Raw genomic sequence first — 20,649 nt, 5'->3', positions numbered from 1 at the left:
GGTGGAATGGGACCTGCTCCCGTCCTCGCCCTGGGGCTAACCCGACCTCGCGGCCCGAGCGCCCGGCCCTGCCTACGGCAGCAGGACGATCTTGCCGAGCTTGCCGCCGGCGGCGAAGCGCTCGTAGGCGGCCTCGGCCTCCGCGAGCGGATATGTCGCGGCGACGGGCACGCGCAGTGCGCCGCTCTCCACCTGCGGCAGCACGTGGCGCTCGACCAGCCGCGCGGCGAGCGCCTTCTCCTCCAGCGGCCGCGCCCGCAGCGTCGAGCCCATCACGCGGGCGCGCTTGCCCATCAGCGCGCCGAGGTGGAGGTCGCCCTTGGCACCGGCGCCGATCCCGATCACGGCGATACGCCCGCCGGTCGCGAGCGCGTTGACGTTCTCAGCGAGGTTCGGCGCCCCGACCAGCTCCAGGATCACGTCGAAGGGACCGTGCTCACCGAAGCCCTCGGGCGCGATCACGGTCGTGCCGAGCGCGGCGACCTGCTCGCGCAGCTCGGCGTTGCGGACGGTCGCCGTGACGCGCGCGCCGAGCGCGTGGCCGAGCTGGATCGCCGCGGTGCCGACGCCGCCGGCGGCGCCGTGCACGAGCAGCCGCTCGCCGGGCGCCAGCGCGGCCTGCGTGATCAGCGCGTCGTGGGCGACCGTGAAGACCTCCGGGAAGCCGCCGGCGGCCGGCCAGTCGAGCTGGTCGGGCACGGGCATCAGCAGCCGCTCATGGACGACCGCCAGCTCCGCCTGTGCGCCGCCGCCGACGACGGCCATCACGCGCGCACCGGGCGCGAAGCGGGTCGCGCCGTGGCCGAGCAGGGCGACCTCGCCGGCCAGCTCCATCCCGGGAATATCCTGAGGCGCGCCGGGCGGGGCGGGATAGAGGCCGCGCCGCTGCAGGATGTCGGCCCCGTTGAGGCCTGCCGCGCGCACGCGCACCAGCACCTCGCCCGCGCCGGGCTCGGGATCCTGATGCTCTTCGAAGAGCAGTCTGCCGTCGCGAATCGTCGCCGCCTTCATTGCGCGCAGTCTTGCAGGTGGCGCGGCGATCTTCGGCGGTCTGTAGAACAGCGCTTCGAAACATCGCGGGTCAGCGCAATGACCGGAATTTGCGGCTGGCGCGCGAGCGGCTGTGACGGTTCCCCCAGCGAACCGACCACTGAGTGTGTAAGAGTTGTCACGTAGTTCAGCCCTGCTGGACACGAGGAGAGCGATGCAGATCCTGCCCCCCACATTGCGCGCGCTGCCGCCGATCTGGCGCGAGACGCTGCTGCCGGCCGAGGCCGCCGGCCTCGTGCTCGACCCGATCTTCCGCGGCATCGGCATGCCGGCTGGCCATGGGCGACCGGTCCTGCTGATCCCCGGCTATCTGGCCGGCGACCGCTCGCTGGCGACGATGGCCGGCTGGCTGCAGCGCGGCGGCTACCGCGCCGAGCGCGCCGGGATCCGCCTCAACGTCGGCTGCGGCGGCACGACCGTCGGCCGGCTGGAGCAGCGTCTCGAGCAGCTCTACGAGAGCTCCGGCGGACGTCGGGTGACGGTCGTCGGGCAGAGCCGCGGCGGCGCCCACGCGCGTGCGCTGGCGGGCCGGCGGCCGGAGCTGGTCAGCGGCGTCGTCGCGCTCGGCTCCCCCCTGCTGGATCCGCTGATGGTCCACCCGCTCGTGCGCATGAACGTCGAGCTGGTCGGCCGGCTCGGCTCGCTCGGCGTCCCCGGGCTGCTGCGCGCCGCCTGCCGCGACGGCGACTGCTGCGAGCCGCTGCGCGAGGACCTGCGCCGCCCGCTGCCGGACGACGTCGGCTACGTCTCGGTCTACTCGCGCCGCGACGGGATCGTCGACTGGCGCTCCTGCCTCGACGCCGGCGCCCGCCACGTCGAGGTCGACGCGACTCACCTCGGGATGGGCTTCCACGCCGCGACCTACCGCGCGATCGCGGCGGCGCTGCGCAGCTTCCGCGACGCGGAGCTGGGCGCCGAGCCGTTCGACGCCCAGTTCGCCGCAGTCGCCGCCTGACGCCGCTCGCGATGCGCATCGCGAGCGCGTTCATCAACCACGAATCGGCGAACGCGTGGTATCGCATGATCGCGCCGCTGCAGCAGCTGCAGCGGCGCGGGCACACCGTGCTGTGGCCGGGCCAGCACGCGCCGGACGCCTCCGACTACGACCTGCTCTACCTGCAGCAGTTCTTCACGGAGGCCGACCGGGCGCGCGTGGGCCGGCTGCGTGAGCGCGGCGTCGCCGTCGTCTGGGAGACCGACGACGACATCTCCGCGATCCCGAAGAGCAGCCCCGCCTACGCCAAGCACGGCGGCAGAAAGGGCTTCCGGGGCCGTCGCGGCCTCGATGACAGCTTCGCGAAGGGCGTCGAGATCGCACGCACCGCGACGTTGATGACGACCACCAGCGCCCATCTCGCCCAGCTCTACGCCGATCGCGGCGTCGAGCACGTGAAGGTGATCGGCAACCGGCTCCCGGCCGGCTCGTTGATTCGCAGACGACCGCGCGGCAGAGCAGGGGTGACGATCGGCTGCACGCTCGCGGCCGAGCACCTCCCGGACCTTGAGCGGTTGCGGATCTCCGAGGCGCTGAGCGCGCTGCTGGCAAGCCAGCCCGGCGTTCGCGTCGTAGCGATCGGCCTCGACCTCGGCCTGCGCGATCCTCGCTACACGAACCGGCCGCTGGTGCCGTTCAGAGACCTGCTCCGCGCGGAGAGCGAGTTCGACGTCGGCATCGCGCCGCTCGCCGATTCGCCCTTCAGCCGCGCCCGCTCTGACGTGAAGCTGCGCGAGTACGCGGCGGCCGGAGCGATGTGGCTGGCGTCGCCGGTCGGCCCGTATCGCGAGCTTGGTGAGCAGCAGGGCGGGTTGCTCGTCGCCGACGACGGCTGGCGCGACGCGCTCGAGCGCGTCGTCGCGCAGCCGCAGCTGCGCGCGGACCTCGCGGAGAGAGCGCGGGCCTGGGTCGCGCGCGACACGCTGGAGCGTTCAGCAGCGCTGTGGGAGTCGGCGTTCCGCGACGCCGTCGTGCGCGCAAGACGCGCCACCCGCGCGACCGGTCGCTGACCGGCCGCGCGACCGGCAGACGCTCGCTCAGGCGCCCGCGGGCGGCGTGACGCCTCTCGGGAAGCGCCACACGTCGAAGCCGATTCTGCCGTTGGAGCCTCTCTTGGTGAAGCGCTTGCCGGTGGCGGTTCTCAGCTCGCCGCCGAGCGGGCCGACGCTCCAGCCGCGCAGCGATCTCGGGTGGTACAGGTAGCTGCGGAAGATGTTGTACGTGTCGTCGCAGGTCAGCGACGCGATTCTCGGCGCGAAGTTCAGGCGGTGGTATCTGCCCGCCGTGAAGCCGGCTTCGGGGTCGTTGAGCACGACCGTGAAGATCGGGCACTCGGCGGTGGCGGACTTCGTCGCCGACGGCTTCTTCGCGGTGGCGGCGCCGGTCGTCGCGGTGAGCGCAAGCGCGGCAGTGGCCGCAACGGCGAGCGCACGGAGGCGGTTGGACATGCGGGGGACTCCTTCGAAGGGTTTGCTCGCGTCAGCCTGTCATCAACGCGACGGGCAGCGCAAGGCCCGCTTCGCGCCGCAACGACGCGATCCTGCGTCCGCGCTGCACGGCGTCGCGGATCTCGCTGACGTTGGCGCCGAGCCGCGCGACGGTCGCGTCGAGGTCGTCGCTGCGCAGCGCGATCCCCCAGAAGAAGGCGCCGCGGTCGCTGCCGCCGGCTCTGGCGGAGACCTCGGCCGGCTCCTGTATCGCCTCCAGGATCTCCGCGCCGAGGCGGAAGAAGGCCTGCCGTGGCGCGCCGGCCGGGGTCGGCTGCTCACGGATGCGGCGCAGGTCCAGACCGGCGGCCTGGAGCGCGGCGACGGTGCGGTCGAGGTCGGGCGAGACGGCGACGACGTGGTCGATCCGCGTGATGCCGTTGGGGTGCGGCGGCTCGGCGGCGGACGCGGATGACTCGGCGGGTTCCCCGCCGGCGCCGCGCGTCTCCGCGCGCGTCGTCGGCAGGCCGTCGAGCGCGAGTGCGGCGTCGCCGTCGTGAGGCAGTCCGCGCAGCGTCCAGCCGACCAGCCCGCGACCAGCTTCGCGTCCGGCCAGACGCAGCTCGACGGCGCCGATGCGACAGCGGTCGCCCTCGACCGCGAAGCCGAGCGCCGACCAGCTCTCCGGCTCGTCGGCGATCGTCAGCTGCTCGATCGTCACCATCGCCGCGCGATGCTAGCGGCGGGCGGGCAGCCGCCGCGCCGCTCGCGCTTACGTCGCTACGCGCGCTCCAGCAGCGCGACGCACTCGATGTGCGGCGTCTGCGGGAACATGTCGACCGGGCGGACCTTGCGCAGCACGTAGCCGCCCTCGACCAGCTGGGCCGCGTTCGGCGCCAGCGTCGTCGGGTTGCAGGAGATGTAGACGATCCGCTTCGGCGAGGCGTCGATGATCCGTCTGACGACCTTCTGCGAGAGACCGGCCCGCGGCGGGTCGACGACGACGACGTCCGGCGAGCCGGCCTTCTCGACCAGCAGTCTCAGCGCGGTGCGGACGTCGCCGGCGAAGAAGTGCGCGTTGTCGGTCTCGTTCAGTCTCGCGTTGACGATCGCGTCGCCGATCGCGTCCTCGACGATCTCCAGGCCCCACAGCTCGCCGGCCCGCGGCGCCATCGTCAGGCCGATCGTGCCGATGCCGCAGTAGAGGTCGTAGAGGCGCTCGAAGCCGGCCAGCCCGGCGTAGTCGGTCGCGAGGCCGTAGAGCTTCTCGGCCATCTCGGTGTTGACCTGGAAGAAGGCGTGCGGGGAGACGCGGAAGGTCATCCCGTTCAGCTCCTCCTCCAAATACTCTCTGCCGGAGATCAGCGTCGTCTCGCCGCTGGTCGTCGTCTCGCCGAGACCGTCGTACTGCGTCCACAGCAGGCCGTCGGCGTCGATCGCCTGCGCGAAGGCGTCCTGGTCCAGCTCGCCCGGCATCGTCACGAGACGGACCTGGAACTGGCCGGTGCGGCGCCCTTCGCGCACCACGCAGTTGCGCAGGAAGCCGCGCCGCGTGCGGCGGTCGTACGGCTCCAGCCCCTGCTCCTTGCAGAACCTCAGCACCTGGTCGCGGACGGCGTTGCCGGCCTCGGAGGCGAGCAGGCAGTCCTCGATCGGGACGATTCTGTCCCACTCGCCGGGCGCGTGGAAGCCGAAGACCAGCTCGCCTCTCTCGGCCGTCCCCTCGGTGCCGAACGAGTACTCGAGCTTGTTGCGGTAGCGCCACGTCTCCAGCGCCGGCACGATCGGCTCCAGCTCGAAGCCGCCGAGCTTGCCGATGCGGCGCAGCGCGTCGTCGACCTGCTGCGTCTTGATCTCCAGCTGCTTCTCGTACGGCAGCACCTGCCACGGCGCGCCGGGGTGCTTGGCGACCGGCGCGATCCGGTCTGGGCTCGGCTCCAGCACCTCGAGCGTTATCGCCTCGCCGTAGTCGCGCTTGGTCTTCGTGACCTTCGCGCGCACGCGGTCGCCGGGGATCGCGCCGTGCACGAACAGCACGTAGCCGTCGTGACGTGCGACGCCGTTGCCACCGAACGCGAGGCTGTCGATCGTCAGGTCGAGCTCGACGAAGCGGTCAGGCCGCTTCTTGCGTGGAGTTGTGGGAGGGGTGCTCATGCACGGCCAAGGATGGCAGGTCGCGACCGGACGGCTCCTGCTTGCCGCAGCCCTTCACAAGGCTCCATAATCTGGATGTGAAGATCACCGGCCTCTTCGATCCCGATACGGCGAACGGCTACTACCGCGCGCAGCTTCCGCTCGCGGCGCTCCAGGCACGGGGTCACAAGGTCGTCTGCCACCATGCGGGCGCGGTGCTCGCGCGCGGTTACGACCTGCCGAGCTCCGACCTCGTCTTCCTTCACCGCGGCTGCTACCCCGAGCATCTCGAACTGGTGCGCAACTGCGCCGCGCAGGCGATTCCTGTCGTATGGGACAACGACGACGATCTCGCGGCGCTGCCGAAGGCGACGCGCGCGCAGAACGGTCACAGCAAACGGACCTCGCTCGGCTTCTTCAAGCGATCCGTCGAGATTGCGCGTGCGGCCTCGTTGATGACCACATCCAGCGAGGAGATCGCGCGCATCTACCGCGAGCTGGGGGCGCCGTCCGTTCAGGTGATCGAGAATCAGGTGGCCGGGGCGGAGCCGATCGGAAGCGGATCTCGGGATCGCAGCCTCGTGATTGGCTACACAGGGGCGGTCGAACACGCGGAGGACCTGCGAAAGCTGAAGTTCGCGAAGCTGCTGGACCGGCTGCTGGAGGAGCACCCACGCGTCCGTTTCGTCTCCGTCGGCATAGATCTCGGGCTCCAGTCACCTCGTTATCACTGCCACGGATTCGTCCCGTTCAGAGATCTCGCGACGATCGTCAGAGGATTCGACGTCGGGATCGCTCCGCTGCTCGAGACGCCGTTCAACCGCAGTCGCTCCGACATCAAGGTCAAGGAGTACGCGGCCGCGGGCGCGATGTGGCTCGCCTCCCCGATCGGGCCGTACCGGCAGCTCGGCGAGGCGCACGGCGGTCAGCTTGTCGCGGATGGCGATTGGTACGAGGCGCTCACGCGGGTGGTGGAGGAGGACGCGCTGCGCGATCGGCTCACGAGACAGGCGTGCAGGTGGGCGCGGCAGCAGACGGTTCGAGCCACCGCTGCTCGTTGGGAGGCCGCGGTTCAGCTCGCCGTCAGAACGACGCGGGCGAGAGCGCAGGCGGCGCGCGTCTAGACTGCGCCCGTCGTGGACCTCGATGCGTATCGACAGCAGGCGGAGGCCTTCGTCGCCGAGCTCGGCGACGAGTACCACGCGCACTACGCGGGGCTGCGGCGGGAGTTCGCGGTCGACGCGATCTACGCCCGTCATCGGGCGTTGTTCTCGTTCGAGGCGGTCGCGGGACTGCGTGAGCGCGTCGCGGCCGCGGCCGCGGCGGCCGGCGTTCGCGACGACGAGGCGCGACGTCTGCGGATGCTGCTCGACTTCGCCGTCGAGGGCTGCCTCGGCCAGGCGACGGCGGCCGAGGCGGAGGCGCTCGCGCGGCGCGAGGCGTCGCTGCGGCTCGACGTCGGCGGCAGTGTGCTCGGCTTCCGCGAATCGAGCGTCGCGCAGGCCAACGAGCCGGACCGCGAGCGGCGCGCCGCGATCGAGGCGGCACGGCTGGAGGCGACCGAGAGCGAGCTCAACCCGCTTCACCGAGCGGCGCTCGAGCGAACCCGTGCTCTGGTGACCGAGCTGGGCTGGCCGAGCTACCGCGCGATGTGCGAGGAGCTGAAGGGGTACGACCTCGGCGCGCTCGGCAGGTCGACCGATGCGTTCCTCGACGCGACGGCGGCCGCGTATCCCGACGTGCTCGCGCCGGCGCTGCAGCGGACGGTCGGGAGCGGTCTCGACGGCCTCCTGCGCTCCGACCTGCCGTGGTTCTTCCGCGCCCGCGATGACGACCGCGCCTTCCCGGCGGCGCGGCTGCTCGCGTCGTACACGGCGACGCTCGACGGTCTCGGCCTGAGCACCGACGCCGGCGGGCGGATCGCGCTCGACGTCGAGGCGCGACCGGGCAAGTCGCCGCGCGCCTTCTGCGTCGCGGTGCGCGCGCCTCAAGACGTGCGGCTCGTCGTCGCCCCGGTGGGCGGTCGCGACGACTACGCCGCGCTGCTGCACGAGGGCGGCCACGCGCAGCACTTCGCGCACATGGAGACGACGCTGCCGTTCGAGTACCGCCAGCTCGGCGACAACGCGATCACCGAAGCGTTCGCCTTCCTCTTCGACCACCTCGCCGAGGATCCGCGCTGGCTGGCGCTGCGCGGCGTCGCCGACGCCGACGGAGGACTCGCGCGGCATGCGCGCGCCGCGCGCCTCGTCTACCTGCGCCGCTACTGCGGCAAGCTCGCCTACGAGCTGACCGCGCACGGCGAGGCGCCGCCCGGCGACGCGCTGCTGGCCGACGTCTACGCGCGCTCGCTGTCGGAGGCTGTCGGCGTCGCGTGGCCGGCGGCGAACCACCTCGCCGACATGGACTCCGGCTTCTACGTCGCCGCCTACCTGCGCGCGTGGGCGCTGGAGACCCATCTGCGCCGCTGGCTGACCGACCGCTTCGGCCCCGACTGGTTCACCGTCCCCGAGGCCGGCGCCGCGCTGCGCTCGCTGTGGGCGGAGGGCCAGCGCCTGAGCGCCGAGGAGCTGCTCGCATCGCTCACCGGCGAGCAGCTCGACCTCGACGTGCTCGTCGCCGACCTCGGCATCTGAGCGGCTGCGGGGCGCGGTAGGGTCGGCGGCATGAGCGAACCGACGGCCTCTCCTGAGCTGCCGCTGACCGGCGGCTGCAACTGCGGCGCAGTGCGCTTCGAGGTGCGCGCGCCGTTCGAGTCGGCCGGCTACTGCCACTGCACCCGCTGCCAGCGGCGGACCGGCGCGGCCGCCTCACCGGCCGGTGTGGCTGACTCGGACGCAGTCGTGGTCATCAGCGGCGCCGAGCACGTGCGGTCATGGGAGCCGGCGGACGGCTGGCCGAAGTCGTTCTGCGTGCTGTGCGGCTCGCACCTGTTCGCCGGGCATCCCGGCGAGGGCGACGGCGTCGGCGTGCGGCTCGGCGCGATCGATGGCGACCCCGGCATTCGGCCGCAGTGGCACCAGTTCGTCGCCTCCGCGCCAGTGTGGGAGCCGCTGCCGGACGACGGCCTGCCGCGCTTCGACGGCCGCCGTCCGGACTGAGACTGACTAGAGCTGCTTGCCGACCGCTCTGCGAGCCTTCTCGGCGGTCTGCACGATGCGGTCGACGGAGTCGACGCGGCGAGCGCGAGCGCTCTTCTCCTCCAGCTTGCGCGAGAGCGAGTCGAGCTGGTCGATGCCCTTGCCGAGCAGCTCGTCGAGGTTGCCGAGCACGTCGTCGGTCTGCTCGCGACCGCGGCGCACCAGCTCCGAGACGAGGTCGTTCGCGTCTCCCCTCGTGACCCTGCCACGCTCGACCGCCTCGTCGAGCGTGCCCTGGATCCGGTCGGCGGCGAGCAGCACGAGGTTGAGCGGCTCGAAGACGTGATCGGAGAGCTGCTCGCGCAGCGTGCCGACGAGCTGACCAAGCGGGTCCTCGCCCTTCGCCGTTCTCACGCTCGCAGCCGCCTCGGCGACCCCGGCGGTCGCGGCTGCAGCCGACGGCGCTGCCGTTCTTCTGGCGGCCGGTCTTCTGGCCGCCGCTCTTCTCGCTGCCGCTCTTCTGGCAGCGGGTCTTCTCGCGGCCACTCTTCTGGCAGCGGGTCTTCTGGCGGCCGGTCTTCTGGCGGCCAGTCTTCTCGCGGCGGCTCTTCTGGCAGCCGGCGCGGTTCTTCTGGCGGCCAGTCGTCTGGCCGCCGCTCTTCTGCTCGCCGGCGCTCTCGCGGCGGCTCTTCTCGCGGCAGGCGCTCTTCTCGCAGCCGCTCTTCTGGCGGCCGGTCTTCTGGCGGCCAGTCTTCTCGCGGCGGCTCTTCTGGCAGCCGGCGCGGTTCTTCTGGCGGCCAGTCGTCTGGCCGCCGCTCTTCTGCTCGCCGGCGCTCTCGCGGCGGCTCTTCTCGCGGCAGGCGCTCTTCTCGCCGCCGCTCTTCTCGCTGCTCTTGCGGCCGGCGCTCTTCTGGCGGCGGCTCTTCTTGCGACGGGCGATCTGCTCGCGGCGACTCTCGCGACGGGCGTTCTGGCCGCGGCTCTGACAGCCGTCGGTCTTCTCGCCGTCGTTCTTCTCGACGTCGCTCTCGCGGCCGCCGATCTGCGCGCAGCTCTTCTACCGGCTGCGGACGATGCGGGGGACTTCGGCTGCGGCATTGACGGCTCCTCAGAAGCGGGGTGTAACGGGCGGTGGGCGCGAGGCTACCGCAGCGGCATGTCGACGCGTTACCGCAACAGCAGTTCGAGCAGGGCTTTTTGCGCGTGACGACGGTTCTCTGCCTGGTCCCAGATGCGCTGACGCGCTCCGTAGAGGACCTCCGCGGTGATCTCGTCACCGGGGTGCGCGGGCAGGTCGTGCAAGGCGATCGCGTCGGGCGCGGCGTGGTCGAGCAGCGCGTCGTCGACGCGGTAGGAGGCGAGCGCGGCGCGCCGCTGCGCAGCCGTCTCCTCGTCACCCATGCTGACCCAGACGTCGGTGTAGACGGCGTTGGCGCCGGCGACCGCCGCGGTCGGATCGTCGAACAGCTGCGCGCCGGTCCCATCCTCCAACTGGTACCCGGCCGGAGCCGCGACGCGCACCTCGATGCCGGCGCGCGTGCCGAGCAGCGCGAGCGAGCGCGCGACGTTGTTGCCGTCGCCGACGTAGGTCAGCACGAGCCCGTCGAGTCTGCCGAAGGTCTCCTTCAGCGTCATCAGATCGGCGAGCGCCTGGCAGGGATGGTGCTCGGCGGTGAGCATGTTGAAGACCGGCACGCTCGCGTGCTCGGCCAGCTCCTCGACGAGCGCGTCCGCGTGCGTCCGGATGCCGAAGGCGGCGACGTGCCGCGACAGCACATAGGCGGTGTCGCGCACCGGTTCGCCGCGACTGAGCTGCATCTCGTCGGGCCGCAGGATGATCGGGTTGCCGCCGAGCTCGAAGACGCCGGCCTCGAACGAGAGCCGGGTGCGCGTCGACGGCTTCTGGAAGATCAGGCCGATGCTCTTGCCGGCGAGCGCGGCGGAGCCGAGCGGGTCGGCCTTCAGTTCGATCGCGCGATCGACGAGCGTCAGCAGCTCGTCTCTGGTCAGTTCTGTCCCGGTCAGGAAATGGCGCGGCACGGCCGCCAGTGTACGGTCAGACGATGGCGTTGCGCGTCGTGACCTGGAATCTCTTCCATGGACGCTCCGTTCCACCGCGCGATCACGACTTGATGCACGCCTTCTCAGAGCGTCTTTCCACCTGGTCGTGGGAGGTGGCGCTGCTGCAGGAGGTGCCGCCGTGGTGGGGACCGCCGCTCGCGCTCGCGTGCGACGCCGAGCAGCGCACCGCGCTCACCTCGCGCAACCAGCTGCTGCCGCTGCGACGCGCGGTCGCGCGACGGCGGCCGGAGCTGCTGAAGTCGGGCGGCGGCGGCGCCAACGTGATCCTCGTGCGCGGCGCGCGCGTCGACGCCCACGCGCGGCGACGGCTCTGCCTGTGGCCTGAGCGTCGCGTCGTGCACGGCGTCCGCGACGAGCACGGCCGCTGGTTCGCGAACCTGCACGCGACCGTGCACGACGACCCGCGGGCGCGGCGCGAGATCGCGACAGCCGCGGCGACCGCGCTGCGCTGGGCCGGCGGCGCGCCGCTCGTCTTCGGCGGCGACCTCAACGTGCGCGACCCGGAGGCGGGCGGGCTGACGCACGTCGGCGGCAGCGGAGTCGACCACGTCTTCGCCGCGAACGGGCTCGCGCGTGCGTGCGGCAGCGGACGTGAGCTGCTCGATCGCGGCGACCTCTCCGACCACGCGCCGGTGCGCGTGACGCTCGGCTAGGACGCGCGTCCTAGCCGCGTGCGCGCAGACCGAAGCCGCGCAGCGTCAGCAGCGCCTTCTCGCCGAGCGTGCCGTGTCTCGGCAGCACGCCAAGCTGGGTCGCCGCGTCGTAGAGGTCGTAGAAGGCGCGCACGCGCAGCAGTCTGCCGCCGCGCAGCTCGCAGTAGAAGACGCAGTGGATGACGACGAAGCGATTGGTCGCCGGCAGTCCGTCGAGCGCCTCGCGATGGGTGCCGGCGAGCTTCGCCGGCGCGGCCAGGTAGCGACCGTCGGTGAGCCGCTCGCCGGCGCGCTCCAGGCGCACGTCGGGGAAGCCGCCCCACAGTCTGCGCGCCAGCTCGCCCAGCTCCTCGACGCCGACGTACGGACCCCTCGTGAGCGGGTCCTCGTAGTGGACGTCGGGATCGCACAACGGCGCGAAGGCGGCCGCGTCGCGTCCCGACCATGCCGCCTCCCAGTTGTCGAGCAGCCGGTCGACCGGCCGGCGGTCGACGGCCTCCTCCTCAGCCATCGCCGCCGCCGAAGTGCGGGATGCCGGCGTCGGGGGTCGAGGCTTCTGCGTGCAGGCGGCGCGGGATCCGCCCGGCGCTGCGCGCCAGCCGCCCGGCCTCGACCGCGGCGCGGATCGCGAGCGACATCGCGCGCGGGTCGTGCGCGCGGGAGATGGCGCTCGCGCACAGCACCGCGTCGCAGCCCAGCTCCATCGCGAGCGCCGCGTCGGAGGCGGTGCCGACGCCGGCGTCGAGCACGACCGGCAACTGCGTGCGCTCCCGGATGATCGCGACGTTGTACGGGTTGTTGATCCCCATCCCGGAGCCGATCGGCGAGCCGAGCGGCATGATCGCCGCACAGCCGACGTCCTCGAGCCGCCGCGCGAGGATCGGGTCGTCGGTCGTGTACGGCAGCACGACGAAGCCGTCGTCGACGAGGATCTCCGCGGCCTCGACCAGCTCGATCGCGTCGGGCAGCAGCGTGCGATCGTCGCCGATCACCTCGAGCTTGACCCAGTTGGTCTCGAACGCCTCGCGCGCGAGCTGCGCCGTCGTCACCGCGTCGCGGGCGGTGTAGCAGCCGGCCGTGTTCGGCAGCACCTCGACGCCGGCCTCCGCGATCACGTCCATGATCGAGCCGCGCGCGGCCGGGTCGACACGCCGCAGCGCGACCGTCACCAGCTCGCTGCCGCTGACGCGGATCGCCTCCGCCATCGCCTCCAGCGACTGGAAGCCGCCGGTCCCGAGCAGCAGCCGCGAGCCGAACGTTCTGCCGGCGATCGTGAGCGGGTCGGCCGCCGCGGCGGCGTCGAGCGCGCTCGCGGCGACGGGGGTCGGTGCTCTCTCCACGGTGCTCATCATCATCCTCCCTGGATCGCCATCACGACTTCGACCTGCGCGCCGTCGTGCAGCGGCGTCTCGTGCCAGCGGGCGCGCGGCACGACCTCGCGGTCGACGGCGACGGCGACGCCGCGCGAGTCGGGCGTCACGTCGAGCAGATCGAGTGCGGTCTGCACGGTGGCGGCGTCGTCGAGGCGGCGCTCCTCGCCGTTGAGGCGGATCGTCATGCGGCGACGTCCTTCGTCGGGGTGGTCGTGAAGCGGTCGGGCGTGAACGGCGTCGCCAGCTCGCCGAGCGGCGCGCCGGTCAGCGAGGCGAGCAGCAGGTCGGCGGTGACGGGCGCTAGCAGGATCCCATTGCGGTGGTGGCCGGCGGCCCAGTGCAGCCCCTCCAGCGCGCCGGGACCGAGCGCGGGGGCGTTGTCGGGCGTGCCCGGCCGCAGGCCGGCCTCCAGCTCCTCCAGCACCAGCTCGGAGATGCCGGGAACCAGCTCGCTCGCGTCGCGCAGCAGCTCGAAGACGCCGCCGGCGGTGACGTCGGTGTCGTAGCCGCGCTCCTCCATCGTCGCGCCGAGCACGTAGCGGCCGTCGCCGCGCGGGACGAGGTAGCCGGGGTCCATCCGCAGCACGCGCGTGAAGAGGCCGGGGCCGGCCGGGTCGCGCAGCCGCAGGATCTGCCCCTTGACCGGGCGCACCGGCACGCGCGCGGCGGTCGGGATGCCACCGAGCGCCTGCGTCCACGCGCCGGTCGCGACGACGACCTGCGCGGCCGCGATCCGCTCGCCGTCATCCAGCTCGACGCCGCTGACGCGCTCGCCCGTCGCGCTCGTCGTGACGCGCGCGACGGGCGTGCCGGTGCGCAGGTCGCCGCCCGCGCGCGCGAAGGCGTCGGCGAGCGCGGCGGCGAGCCCGCGCGGGTCGACGGCGTGGTCCTCGGGCACGTCGAGCGCCAGCCGCAGCGTCGGCGCCAGGCCCGGCTCGCGGCGGCGCGCCTCGCTCGGCAGCAGCCGCTCGACCTCGAGGCCGAGGCGGGCGCGCGCGTCGCGCTCGCGGTCGAGCGCCTCGGCCTCGTCGCGGTCGCGCGCGACGACGAGCGTGCCGCAGCGCAGGAAGCCGGCGTCGAGCGGGCTCTGCTCCGCCAGCTCGGCGACGAAGGCGGGGTAGCGGGCGGCGCTCTCCAGCCCGAGCCGCAGCAGCTCCTGCTCGGCGACGTTCGCCTCGCTGACCGGCGCGAGCATCCCGGCGGCCGCGTGGGTGGCGCCCTGCGCCACGCGCGCGTCGCGTTCCAGCAACACGGTCTTCAGGCCGTGGCGCTGCGCGCGCCATGCGACGGCAAGGCCGATGATGCCGCCGCCGGCGACGGCGACGTCGAACGTTCGATGCGATCCCTGGGGCACGTGCCTCCTTCCCTGCGCCGGCATTATCCGGATCAGGTCGTGACGGTCGGCGGTGCGTGCTCACCGCCCTCTCAGCCCACGCGGGCTCCCGTGCGATCGATGGTAGCGCCCGGCCACCGCTTCAGGTTTCTGCGCGAGCTGCCGACAACAGGGTTCGGCGGCGCTGGAGAGAGCCGGCCGCAGTCCCCCGCGGCGCACGGGAGCACAAGTGCGCCGCGGAGGAGTGCGGCCGGCCGGCTCCACCGCCGGAGCAGGGCTGGCAAGATGAGGGCGATGCCTGACCGCCGTGCACGCCTCGCCGCCGCCCGTCTCTACCTCGTCTGCGACGCGCGCGGCGACGGTCGTGACCTCGCCGCCTTCCTGGACGCCGCGCTGCGCGGCGGCGTCGACCTGATCCAGCTGCGCGACAAGCGTGGTGATGACGAGGCGATCCTGCGCGCGGCGCCGCTCTTCCGCGCCGCCGCGGACGCGCACGACGCGCTGTTCGTGCTCAACGACCGGCCCGACCTCGTCGCCGAGACCGGCGCCGACGGCGCCCACGTCGGACAGGACGACATCGGCGTGCCGCAGGCGCGCGTCGCCGTCGGCGACGACCGCATCGTCGGGCTCTCGACCCACACGCCCGCGCAGGTCGACGCGGCGGCGCAGGACGACGTCGACTACTTCGCCGTCGGGCCGGTCCACGCGACGCCGACGAAGCCGGGGCGACCGGCCGTCGGGCTGGAGCTGATCGAGCATGCCGCGAGCGAGCCGCGGCGGGTGCCGTGGTTCGCGATCGGCGGGCTCGACGCGACGACGCTGCCGGCCGCGGTCGCCGCCGGCGCGCGGCGCGCGGTCGTCGTGCGCGCGCTGACGGCGGCGAGCGACCCCGAGGCGACGGCGCGTGCGCTGCGCGCGGAGCTGGAGGCCGGCGTTGGCGCAGCGTAGCCGCAAGCGCCAGCGCTCCTCGGGCGGAGCCGGGGCGGCCTCCGGCGGGCTCGGCGACACGCCGGCGCTCGGTGGCGGCGGCTCGGAGGCCGATGCCGCGCGCGAGGACGCCGCCGCGACCGGCCGGTCCCTGCCACGTCCGGCGGCCGACACCCTCACGCCGGCCGCCCCGCCCGAACCCAGACCCTCCCGCAGCGAGCGGACCGAGCAGCGCAACGCCGAGGTGCGCGCTGGGCTCGAACCGCTCGCGAAGGGCGAGCGACCGGGCGCGGTGACGGTCGGCGCCGCCGTCGCGGCGGCGCTCGGCGCGCTGGTGCTGATCGGCTACGCGACCGGCGCGCGCGTGGGCGGCGAGGGCTCGCTCGCGGGCGCGCTCGTGCTGGCCGCGATCCTCTTCGTCGCCGCCGGCGGCATGTGGAAGGTCCAGTACTGGGCCGTGCTCGGCTTCGAGGCGCTGCTCGCCTTCCAGATCGCGGTCGCGGGACTGTCGCTGCTGGTCGCCTCCAACTGGTGGGCGGCGCTGCTGTGCGTGGCGCTGATCGGGCTCGGCGGCTGGCTCTTCTGGAAGCTGATCCGCGCGATGGCGCGCATCCAGATGCCCGAGCGGCCGACCGCTCACTGAGCACCCGAGGCTTCCTCAGACCGGAACGCGACAGCCGCCTGGCGGATTTGCTAGGCGCGGCCGGCTGTTTTGTATGACGTTCCTATAGTCTCGAACCACCATGCCCGAATCCGCTTATGACTGCATCGTCATCGGTTCTGGTCCCGGCGGCTATGTCGCGGCGATCCGCGCGGCGCAGCTTGGCCTGCGGACCGCTGTCGTCGAGAAGGACCAGATCGGCGGCCGATGCCTCAACTACGCCTGCATTCCCGCAAAGGTCGTGCTGCGCTCGGCCGACATCCTCTCGGAGGTCGACGAGGCCGCTGAGTTCGGCATCAACGTCGATGGCCGTTCGGTCGATTTCGACAAGGTCCAGGAGCGCCGCAAGAGAGTCGTCAAGACGATGACCGGCGGCGTCTCGGGCCTGTTCAAGAAGAACAGAATCGACGTCATCCCCGGCCTCGGCCAGGTCACCGCCGACGGCAACGTGATCGTCGATGGCACGACGTACGAGGCGACCAAGGGCGTGATCGTCGCGACCGGGTCGGTCAAGCGGCCGATCCCCGGCACCACGTTCGGCGGCCGCGTGATCGGCACCGAGGAGGCGTGGGCGCTGGAAGCGCTGCCGAAGACGCTCGCGGTCGTCGGCGCCGGCGCCTCCGGCTCGGAGATCGCCTCCGCCTACGCCCGTCTCGGGACCGAGGTGACGCTGTTCGAGGGCCTGGATCGTGTGCTGCCGACCGAGGACGCGGAGATCTCCAGACTGGCGGAGCGCGGCCTCAAGAAGCAGGGCATGAAGGTCGTCACGAGAACGTTCGTCGAGAACGTCGCGACGGCTGAGGACAAGGTCACCTTCACCTACAACGGTGAGCAGGGCGAGGCCGAGTGGCTCGTGATCGCGGCCGGTCGCGGCCCCGACGACGAGGGCCTCGGCCTCTCTGAGGCCGGCGTGAAGCTGACCGACAGAGGCCTGATCGAGGTCGACGGCGCGCTGCGCACCTCCGTGAGAGGCGTGTGGGCGATCGGCGACATCGTGCCCGGCCCCGCGCTGGCGCACAAGGCCTCGGAGGAGGGCATCATCGCCGCCGAGGACATCGCCGGCCACAGAACCCACCCGATCGAGTACGTCGACGTCCCGCGCGCGACGTTCTGCACCCCCAACGTCGCGAGCTTCGGCCTCACCGAGGCACAGGCGCGCGAGGCCGGCTATGACGTCGTCGTCGGCAGAGTGCCGTATGGCGCCGTCGGCGCCGGCACCGTCTACGGCGACCGCGCCGGCGTCATCAAGGTCATCGGCGACAAGAGATACGGCGAGCTGCTCGGCGGTCACATCATCGGCGCGAAGGCGACCGAGCTGATCCAGGAGCTCGTCAACGCCAAGGCGCTCGAGGGCGGCTACCCCGAAGTCGCGCGCATCGTCCACGGCCATCCCACGCTTTCCGAGGGCGTGATGGAGGCCGCGCGAGACGCCGACGGCTGGCTCATCCACGGGTAAGGAGCATCCGAGTGGCGCCGGAGTCCTCACTTCGCGTCACCCAGCATTTCACGGCCGTGCCTCCTGCCGAGGGGGCGCGGCCGTCGTTCTTCTACGACCTCGGCGACCCCGAGTCGTACCTCGCAGCCGAACGGCTCTCCGGACTGCTGCCGCTCGCCGAGTGGGTGCCGGTCGCGGCCAGCGGCCTGCCCGAGGGCGGGATCGCCGACCGCCCCGGCCGCCGCGCGGCGATCGAGGCGCTCGCCGTCAAGCGCGGCGTGCAGCCGCTGCGCTGGCCGCGTCCCTGGCCCGGTGAGACGCGCCGCGCGCTCGTCGTCGCCACCTACGCGAAGCAGATCGGCCGCGCGACCGCCTTCTCGCTCGCCGCCTTCCGGCAGGCGTTCGCGGGCGGACGCGACCTCGCCGACGACGACACGCTGCTGCTGGCGGCAGCCGCCTGCGAGGTCCATCCCAACGCGGTCGTGAAGGCGCTGGAGCGTGAGGCGGTGCTCGGCGCCGCGCTCGACCTCGCGACGGCCGCCGCCGTCGCGGCAGGCGTCAAGCGCGTGCCGGCGCTCGTGTGGGAGGGCCAGGTCTTCCACGGAGACGTCGGCGTCGACGTGCTCGCCGACCAGCTCCAGGTCGCGCAGGGACGAGCGGCGGCGATCGCCGAGGCGCTCGCGCGGAGACCGGCGCCGTGAAGGCGAAGGCGGCCTACGAGCTGATCGTCGCGCGCGAGGGCCGCGGGCCGGCGCTGTTCGCCGCGCCGGACCGGCTCGACCGCGTCGAGGTCGTCGAGATCGTCAGCGGCGAGTCGGTCCTGTTCTGGGAGCTGGAGCCGCGCGCCGCCTCACGGCTGGCGCGCGCGCTGCGCGAGGACCTCGGGCGCCTCGACGCCGACGCCTTCATCGCCGCCTGGCGCGCCGCGCAGGAGCGCGAGCGCGGCGAGTAACACGCTACCCCCCGAGCGGGGGAGATCGCAGCCGCGCCGGACCGGGTCGGCGGCGACTCCTTCGCTATCGTGCGAGAGACCGTCGATAGCAAATCGACAGGACGAGCAGCGTAGGTCAGTACTCGAAAGGAACCCGCCGTGCCGGACGTCGTGATGCCCCGCCTGTCGGACTCGATGGAGGAGGGCACGATCATCAAGTGGTTGAAGGCCTCCGGTGATGACGTGCAGCGCGGCGAGGAGCTCGTCGAGATCGAGACCGACAAGGCCAACATGGTCTACGAGGCAGACGCCTCGGGCACGTTGGAGATCGTCGCCGAAGAGGGCGCGACGCTGCCGATCGGCGAGACGATCGCGACGCTGGGCGACGGCAGCGCGCCGGCCGCGAAGGCTGAGGCGCCGAAGGCCGCCGCCGCGGAGGCGAAGGACGCGCCGGCCGAGGCGCCCGCCGCTTCCGGCGCGACCGCGACCGCGGAGCCGGCTCCCACCTCCCCCGCGCCCGCCGGTGACGGCGCCAACGGCAACGGCAACGGCCGCGTGAAGGCCTCCCCCGTCGCCCGCCGGCTCGCCGAGGAACTGGGGGTCGACCTCGGCGCGCTGGAGGGCTCCGGCCCCAACGGCCGCATCGTGAAGGCCGACGTCGAGGGTGCCGCGAAGGGCGCGCCGGCTGCCGCGAGCGCCGCGCCCGCCGCTGCTGCTGAGAGCGCCGCTCCCGCGCCGGCCGCCGCCGAGAAGCCCGCGAAGGAGATACCGGGCCCGGTCGTCTCCGGTGAGGCCGGCATCGGCAAGGGCGAGACGACCACCGTCGAGCTGACGCGCACGCAGCAGGTGATCGCGCGCCGCATGGCCGAGTCGAAGGCGACGATCCCCGACTACACCGTCACGACCGAGGTCGACATGGAGGCCGCCGTCTCGCTGCGCGAGCAGATGAAGGCCGCCGCGACCGAGACGCTGCGCGCGCCCTCCTTCAACGACATGGTCGTGAAGGCCGCCGGCCTCGCGCTGCGTGAGCACCCGAAGGCCAACGGCGCCTACAAGGACGGCAAGTGGGAGCTGTACGGCCGCGTCAACATCGGCATCGCCGTGGCGACCGATGACGCGCTGATCGTGCCGACCATCTTCGACGTCGACAGAAAGGCGCTCGGCGAGATCTCGCGCGACGCCCGCGCGCTGGCCGCGCGTGTGCGCGCCGGCAAGATCACGCCGCCGGAGCTGTCGGGCGCGACCTTCACGGTCTCCAACCTCGGCATGTTCGGCACGACCGAGTTCACCGCCGTCATCACGGCCGGCCAGGCGGGGATCCTGTCGGTCGGCGCGCTCCGCGACGAGCCCGTCGTCAAGAACGGCCAGGTCGTCCCCGGCAAGCGCATGAGCATCACGATCGCCGCCGACCACCGCATCATCAACGGCGCCGAAGCCGCGCAGTTCCTCGCACGCATCCGCGAGCTGCTCGAGACGCCCTTCTCGCTCGCCTTCTAGGCGGCCCCGTCGCACCCGGGCGCGCCCACGGCGGGCGCGCTCGGCGTCTCACCCCCAGCCGGGGCAGAGCCAGGCCAGCCCCGGCAGCATCTCACGGCGGCGATCGGCGAAGGTCGCGACGATCCGTGCGCCGATCAACGGCGCACCGTTGCCGTTCCAGCGCGACCCGCGCACGACGGCGCCCGAGGCGGCGAGGATCCGCGGCAGCCCGGCGTCGCGGAGCTGACCGACCCACAGACCGCTGCCGTCGTTCCTCCGCGCGAGCCGCACCTGCCGCCCACCGACGACCGCGGAGACGTACCGGGGCCGTGGTCGCACGGCGACCGCGATGCCGAAGCGATCGCACGCGATCGAGTTGGGCGAACGGCAGGTGACGCCGGCGTAGACGTACTGCAGCTCTGCGCCGGGCGTGAGCGGGCTCGTGACGGCGCCGGCGAGCACGGCCAGCAGCGCAGCCGCGGTCATCTCGCCCAGCCGGCGATCGCCGAGTCGGCCGGGAGGCCGATGTGGCCGAGCCGCTCCGCCACCCGCTCGACCGTCGCCAGGCGCGGGCGGCCGTCGACGCGCTGGAAGATCCACTGGTCCGACGGCGGCCACGCGAACGCGAGCCAGCGACCGTCGGGTGAGAAGGCGAGCGAGCGGACCGTGCCGGTGCCGGCAAAGGCGATCCGGGCACGACCGCCGAACAGGCGCGGCGCCGCACCGGAGGCGGCCGCGCGGCGGGCGGGCGCCGGCGTCGGTGCGACCGGCCCGAGCGCGGCCCTCGCGTCGTGGCGCGGGAAGCGGACGCTCCAGACGACGTTCGTGCCGGTGCGCGGGTCGCGGCGGACGAAGGCTGCCGTGCGCGTCATCGGCGAGGCGGTCAGCGCGGCGAAGCGGCCGTGCTCCGGGCGGGGGACGCTCGAGAGCAGGCGGCCGTCGCGGTCGAGCAGCAGCAGACCGCCGCCGCGCAGCACCAGCAGCCGGTCGGGCGGGAGCCAGGCGAGTCCCTCCACCGCCGCGCCGCTGGGCGCGGGCGGCAGCAGCACGCGCGGATGGGCGGACGCGGCGCCGGCGGGCGCGGCGCCGGCGGG

At 73.1% G+C, this 20,649-nt stretch carries 23 protein-coding genes, 1 pseudogene and 1 riboswitch; of the genes and pseudogenes, 12 read left to right on the top strand and 12 right to left on the bottom strand.

The window, feature by feature from the left end; genetic code table 11:
* Nucleotides 1-72: 72 nt before the first annotated feature.
* Nucleotides 73-1,011 (bottom strand): zinc-binding dehydrogenase, encoded by a 939-nt coding sequence (locus R7226_RS08925; protein ID WP_318596725.1) that lies wholly within the window; start codon nt 1,009-1,011, stop codon nt 73-75.
* A gap of 193 nt (nt 1,012-1,204) precedes the next feature.
* Here R7226_RS08925 and R7226_RS08920 point away from each other — a divergent pair, with 193 nt between their 5' ends.
* Both R7226_RS08920 and R7226_RS08915 read left to right on the top strand, forming a co-directional pair.
* Nucleotides 1,205-2,005: an esterase/lipase family protein gene (locus tag R7226_RS08920; protein WP_318596724.1), complete on the top strand. Its 801-nt coding sequence runs from the start codon at nt 1,205-1,207 to the stop codon at nt 2,003-2,005.
* Between the two features lie 11 nt (nt 2,006-2,016).
* Nucleotides 2,017-3,054 (top strand): glycosyltransferase family protein, encoded by a 1,038-nt coding sequence (locus tag R7226_RS08915; RefSeq protein ID WP_318596723.1) that lies wholly within the window; start codon nt 2,017-2,019, stop codon nt 3,052-3,054.
* Nucleotides 3,055-3,081: 27 nt separating this feature from the next.
* Here R7226_RS08915 and R7226_RS08910 read toward each other — a convergent pair whose 3' ends face one another.
* The 3 genes from R7226_RS08910 to rlmD are packed head-to-tail and all read right to left on the bottom strand — an operon-like array spanning nt 3,082 to nt 5,625.
* Nucleotides 3,082-3,492 (bottom strand): hypothetical protein, encoded by a 411-nt coding sequence (locus R7226_RS08910; RefSeq protein ID WP_318596722.1) that lies wholly within the window; start codon nt 3,490-3,492, stop codon nt 3,082-3,084.
* A 31-nt stretch (nt 3,493-3,523) separates the two neighbouring features.
* On the bottom strand, nt 3,524-4,195 hold the full coding sequence (locus tag R7226_RS08905) for a VOC family protein (protein WP_318596721.1): 672 nt from the start codon (nt 4,193-4,195) through the stop codon (nt 3,524-3,526).
* Nucleotides 4,196-4,251: 56 nt separating this feature from the next.
* The gene (gene rlmD, locus R7226_RS08900; RefSeq protein WP_318596720.1) at nt 4,252-5,625 is read right to left on the bottom strand and encodes a 23S rRNA (uracil(1939)-C(5))-methyltransferase RlmD; all 1,374 of its coding nucleotides are present in this window, start codon (nt 5,623-5,625) and stop codon (nt 4,252-4,254) included.
* Here rlmD and R7226_RS08895 point away from each other — a divergent pair.
* From R7226_RS08895 to R7226_RS08885, 3 genes are read left to right on the top strand one after another with little or no spacing between them, the layout of a single operon-like run.
* Complete coding sequence (locus R7226_RS08895) at nt 5,601-6,728, top strand: glycosyltransferase family protein (RefSeq protein WP_318596719.1); 1,128 nt, start codon at nt 5,601-5,603, stop codon at nt 6,726-6,728. The two genes, rlmD and R7226_RS08895, sit on opposite strands and share 25 nt — an antisense overlap.
* A 12-nt stretch (nt 6,729-6,740) precedes the next feature.
* Nucleotides 6,741-8,240 (top strand): hypothetical protein, encoded by a 1,500-nt coding sequence (locus R7226_RS08890; RefSeq protein WP_318596718.1) that lies wholly within the window; start codon nt 6,741-6,743, stop codon nt 8,238-8,240.
* 30 nt (nt 8,241-8,270) lie between these two features.
* Complete coding sequence (locus R7226_RS08885; RefSeq protein ID WP_318596717.1) at nt 8,271-8,705, top strand: GFA family protein; 435 nt, start codon at nt 8,271-8,273, stop codon at nt 8,703-8,705.
* Nucleotides 8,706-8,711: 6 nt separating this feature from the next.
* On the opposite strand, the gene R7226_RS08880 is transcribed toward R7226_RS08885, so the two are convergent.
* A complete protein-coding gene (locus R7226_RS08880) occupies nt 8,712-9,782 on the bottom strand; it encodes a hypothetical protein (protein ID WP_318596716.1) in 1,071 nt (356 codons plus the stop codon).
* A 69-nt stretch (nt 9,783-9,851) separates the two neighbouring features.
* Nucleotides 9,852-10,724, bottom strand: coding sequence for an ornithine carbamoyltransferase (gene argF, locus R7226_RS08875; protein WP_318596715.1), 873 nt, complete (start codon nt 10,722-10,724; stop codon nt 9,852-9,854).
* A 23-nt stretch (nt 10,725-10,747) separates the two neighbouring features.
* Here argF and R7226_RS08870 point away from each other — a divergent pair, with 23 nt between their 5' ends.
* Nucleotides 10,748-11,419, top strand: coding sequence for an endonuclease/exonuclease/phosphatase family protein (locus tag R7226_RS08870; protein ID WP_318596714.1), 672 nt, complete (start codon nt 10,748-10,750; stop codon nt 11,417-11,419).
* A 10-nt stretch (nt 11,420-11,429) separates the two neighbouring features.
* Here the strand turns inward: R7226_RS08870 and R7226_RS08865 are convergent, their stop codons facing one another.
* From R7226_RS08865 to thiO, 4 genes are all read right to left on the bottom strand, one after another.
* A complete protein-coding gene (locus R7226_RS08865; protein ID WP_318596713.1) occupies nt 11,430-11,930 on the bottom strand; it encodes an ester cyclase in 501 nt (166 codons plus the stop codon).
* Nucleotides 11,923-12,768, bottom strand: a complete 846-nt coding sequence (locus R7226_RS08860; protein WP_318596712.1) for a thiazole synthase — start codon at nt 12,766-12,768, stop codon at nt 11,923-11,925. The genes R7226_RS08865 and R7226_RS08860 overlap by 8 nt, the downstream gene beginning before the upstream one ends.
* 2 nt (nt 12,769-12,770) lie before the next feature.
* Complete coding sequence (thiS, locus tag R7226_RS08855; protein ID WP_318596711.1) at nt 12,771-12,977, bottom strand: sulfur carrier protein ThiS; 207 nt, start codon at nt 12,975-12,977, stop codon at nt 12,771-12,773.
* Entirely contained in the window at nt 12,974-14,146 is a 1,173-nt protein-coding gene (gene thiO / locus R7226_RS08850; protein ID WP_318596710.1) for a glycine oxidase ThiO, read from the bottom strand. Before thiO ends, thiS begins: the two co-directional genes overlap by 4 nt.
* Nucleotides 14,139-14,248, bottom strand: a riboswitch (TPP riboswitch). It overlaps the preceding gene by 8 nt.
* Nucleotides 14,249-14,419: 171 nt before the next feature.
* On the opposite strand from thiO, the gene thiE reads away from it, so the two are divergent.
* The 6 genes from thiE (at nt 14,420) to R7226_RS08820 (ending at nt 19,576) form a co-directional block, all read left to right on the top strand.
* Nucleotides 14,420-15,073 (top strand): thiamine phosphate synthase, encoded by a 654-nt coding sequence (thiE, locus tag R7226_RS08845; RefSeq protein WP_318596709.1) that lies wholly within the window; start codon nt 14,420-14,422, stop codon nt 15,071-15,073.
* A complete protein-coding gene (locus R7226_RS08840) occupies nt 15,060-15,695 on the top strand; it encodes a hypothetical protein (protein ID WP_318596708.1) in 636 nt (211 codons plus the stop codon). The genes thiE and R7226_RS08840 overlap by 14 nt, the downstream gene beginning before the upstream one ends.
* Before the next feature lie 100 nt (nt 15,696-15,795).
* Complete coding sequence (gene lpdA / locus R7226_RS08835; protein WP_318596707.1) at nt 15,796-17,169, top strand: dihydrolipoyl dehydrogenase; 1,374 nt, start codon at nt 15,796-15,798, stop codon at nt 17,167-17,169.
* A gap of 56 nt (nt 17,170-17,225) precedes the next feature.
* Nucleotides 17,226-17,849 carry a DsbA family protein gene (locus tag R7226_RS08830; protein WP_318596706.1) on the top strand — a complete coding sequence of 208 codons (624 nt, stop codon included), beginning with the start codon at nt 17,226-17,228 and terminating at the stop codon, nt 17,847-17,849.
* Nucleotides 17,846-18,100 (top strand): hypothetical protein, encoded by a 255-nt coding sequence (locus tag R7226_RS08825; RefSeq protein ID WP_318596705.1) that lies wholly within the window; start codon nt 17,846-17,848, stop codon nt 18,098-18,100. Before R7226_RS08830 ends, R7226_RS08825 begins: the two co-directional genes overlap by 4 nt.
* A gap of 138 nt (nt 18,101-18,238) precedes the next feature.
* Nucleotides 18,239-19,576 (top strand): dihydrolipoamide acetyltransferase family protein, encoded by a 1,338-nt coding sequence (locus R7226_RS08820; protein ID WP_318596704.1) that lies wholly within the window; start codon nt 18,239-18,241, stop codon nt 19,574-19,576.
* Between the two features lie 48 nt (nt 19,577-19,624).
* On the opposite strand, the gene R7226_RS08815 is transcribed toward R7226_RS08820, so the two are convergent.
* Both R7226_RS08815 and R7226_RS08810 read right to left on the bottom strand, forming a co-directional pair.
* Complete coding sequence (locus R7226_RS08815) at nt 19,625-20,041, bottom strand: hypothetical protein (protein WP_318596703.1); 417 nt, start codon at nt 20,039-20,041, stop codon at nt 19,625-19,627.
* Nucleotides 20,038-20,649: pseudogene (locus tag R7226_RS08810) on the bottom strand (hypothetical protein); the annotation flags it as partial. The pseudogene R7226_RS08810 and the gene R7226_RS08815, both read right to left, overlap by 4 nt.

It is taken from the genome of Conexibacter stalactiti (assembly GCF_033542075.1).
In the GTDB taxonomy this organism is placed as follows: Bacteria; Actinomycetota; Thermoleophilia; order Solirubrobacterales; family Solirubrobacteraceae; genus Conexibacter; species Conexibacter stalactiti.
Note: the sequence above shows the minus strand (reverse complement) of the source record. Positions and strands in the feature narration are given on the sequence as shown.

Excerpts from the sequence above, each read along its gene's own strand:
- R7226_RS08925 (WP_318596725.1), bottom strand. The coding sequence starts at position 1,011 with ATGAAGGCGGCGACGATTCGCGACGGCAGACTGCTCTTCGAAGAGCAT.
- R7226_RS08920 (WP_318596724.1), top strand. The coding sequence starts at position 1,205 with ATGCAGATCCTGCCCCCCACATTGCGCGCGCTGCCGCCGATCTGGCGC.
- R7226_RS08915 (WP_318596723.1), top strand. The coding sequence starts at position 2,017 with ATGCGCATCGCGAGCGCGTTCATCAACCACGAATCGGCGAACGCGTGG.
- R7226_RS08910 (WP_318596722.1), bottom strand. The coding sequence starts at position 3,492 with ATGTCCAACCGCCTCCGTGCGCTCGCCGTTGCGGCCACTGCCGCGCTT.
- R7226_RS08905 (WP_318596721.1), bottom strand. The coding sequence starts at position 4,195 with ATGGTGACGATCGAGCAGCTGACGATCGCCGACGAGCCGGAGAGCTGG.
- rlmD (WP_318596720.1), bottom strand. The coding sequence starts at position 5,625 with ATGAGCACCCCTCCCACAACTCCACGCAAGAAGCGGCCTGACCGCTTC.
- R7226_RS08885 (WP_318596717.1), top strand. The coding sequence starts at position 8,271 with ATGAGCGAACCGACGGCCTCTCCTGAGCTGCCGCTGACCGGCGGCTGC.
- R7226_RS08880 (WP_318596716.1), bottom strand. The coding sequence starts at position 9,782 with ATGCCGCAGCCGAAGTCCCCCGCATCGTCCGCAGCCGGTAGAAGAGCT.
- R7226_RS08870 (WP_318596714.1), top strand. The coding sequence starts at position 10,748 with ATGGCGTTGCGCGTCGTGACCTGGAATCTCTTCCATGGACGCTCCGTT.
- R7226_RS08865 (WP_318596713.1), bottom strand. The coding sequence starts at position 11,930 with ATGGCTGAGGAGGAGGCCGTCGACCGCCGGCCGGTCGACCGGCTGCTC.
- R7226_RS08860 (WP_318596712.1), bottom strand. The coding sequence starts at position 12,768 with ATGAGCACCGTGGAGAGAGCACCGACCCCCGTCGCCGCGAGCGCGCTC.
- thiS (WP_318596711.1), bottom strand. The coding sequence starts at position 12,977 with ATGACGATCCGCCTCAACGGCGAGGAGCGCCGCCTCGACGACGCCGCC.
- thiE (WP_318596709.1), top strand. The coding sequence starts at position 14,420 with ATGCCTGACCGCCGTGCACGCCTCGCCGCCGCCCGTCTCTACCTCGTC.
- lpdA (WP_318596707.1), top strand. The coding sequence starts at position 15,796 with ATGCCCGAATCCGCTTATGACTGCATCGTCATCGGTTCTGGTCCCGGC.
- R7226_RS08815 (WP_318596703.1), bottom strand. The coding sequence starts at position 20,041 with ATGACCGCGGCTGCGCTGCTGGCCGTGCTCGCCGGCGCCGTCACGAGC.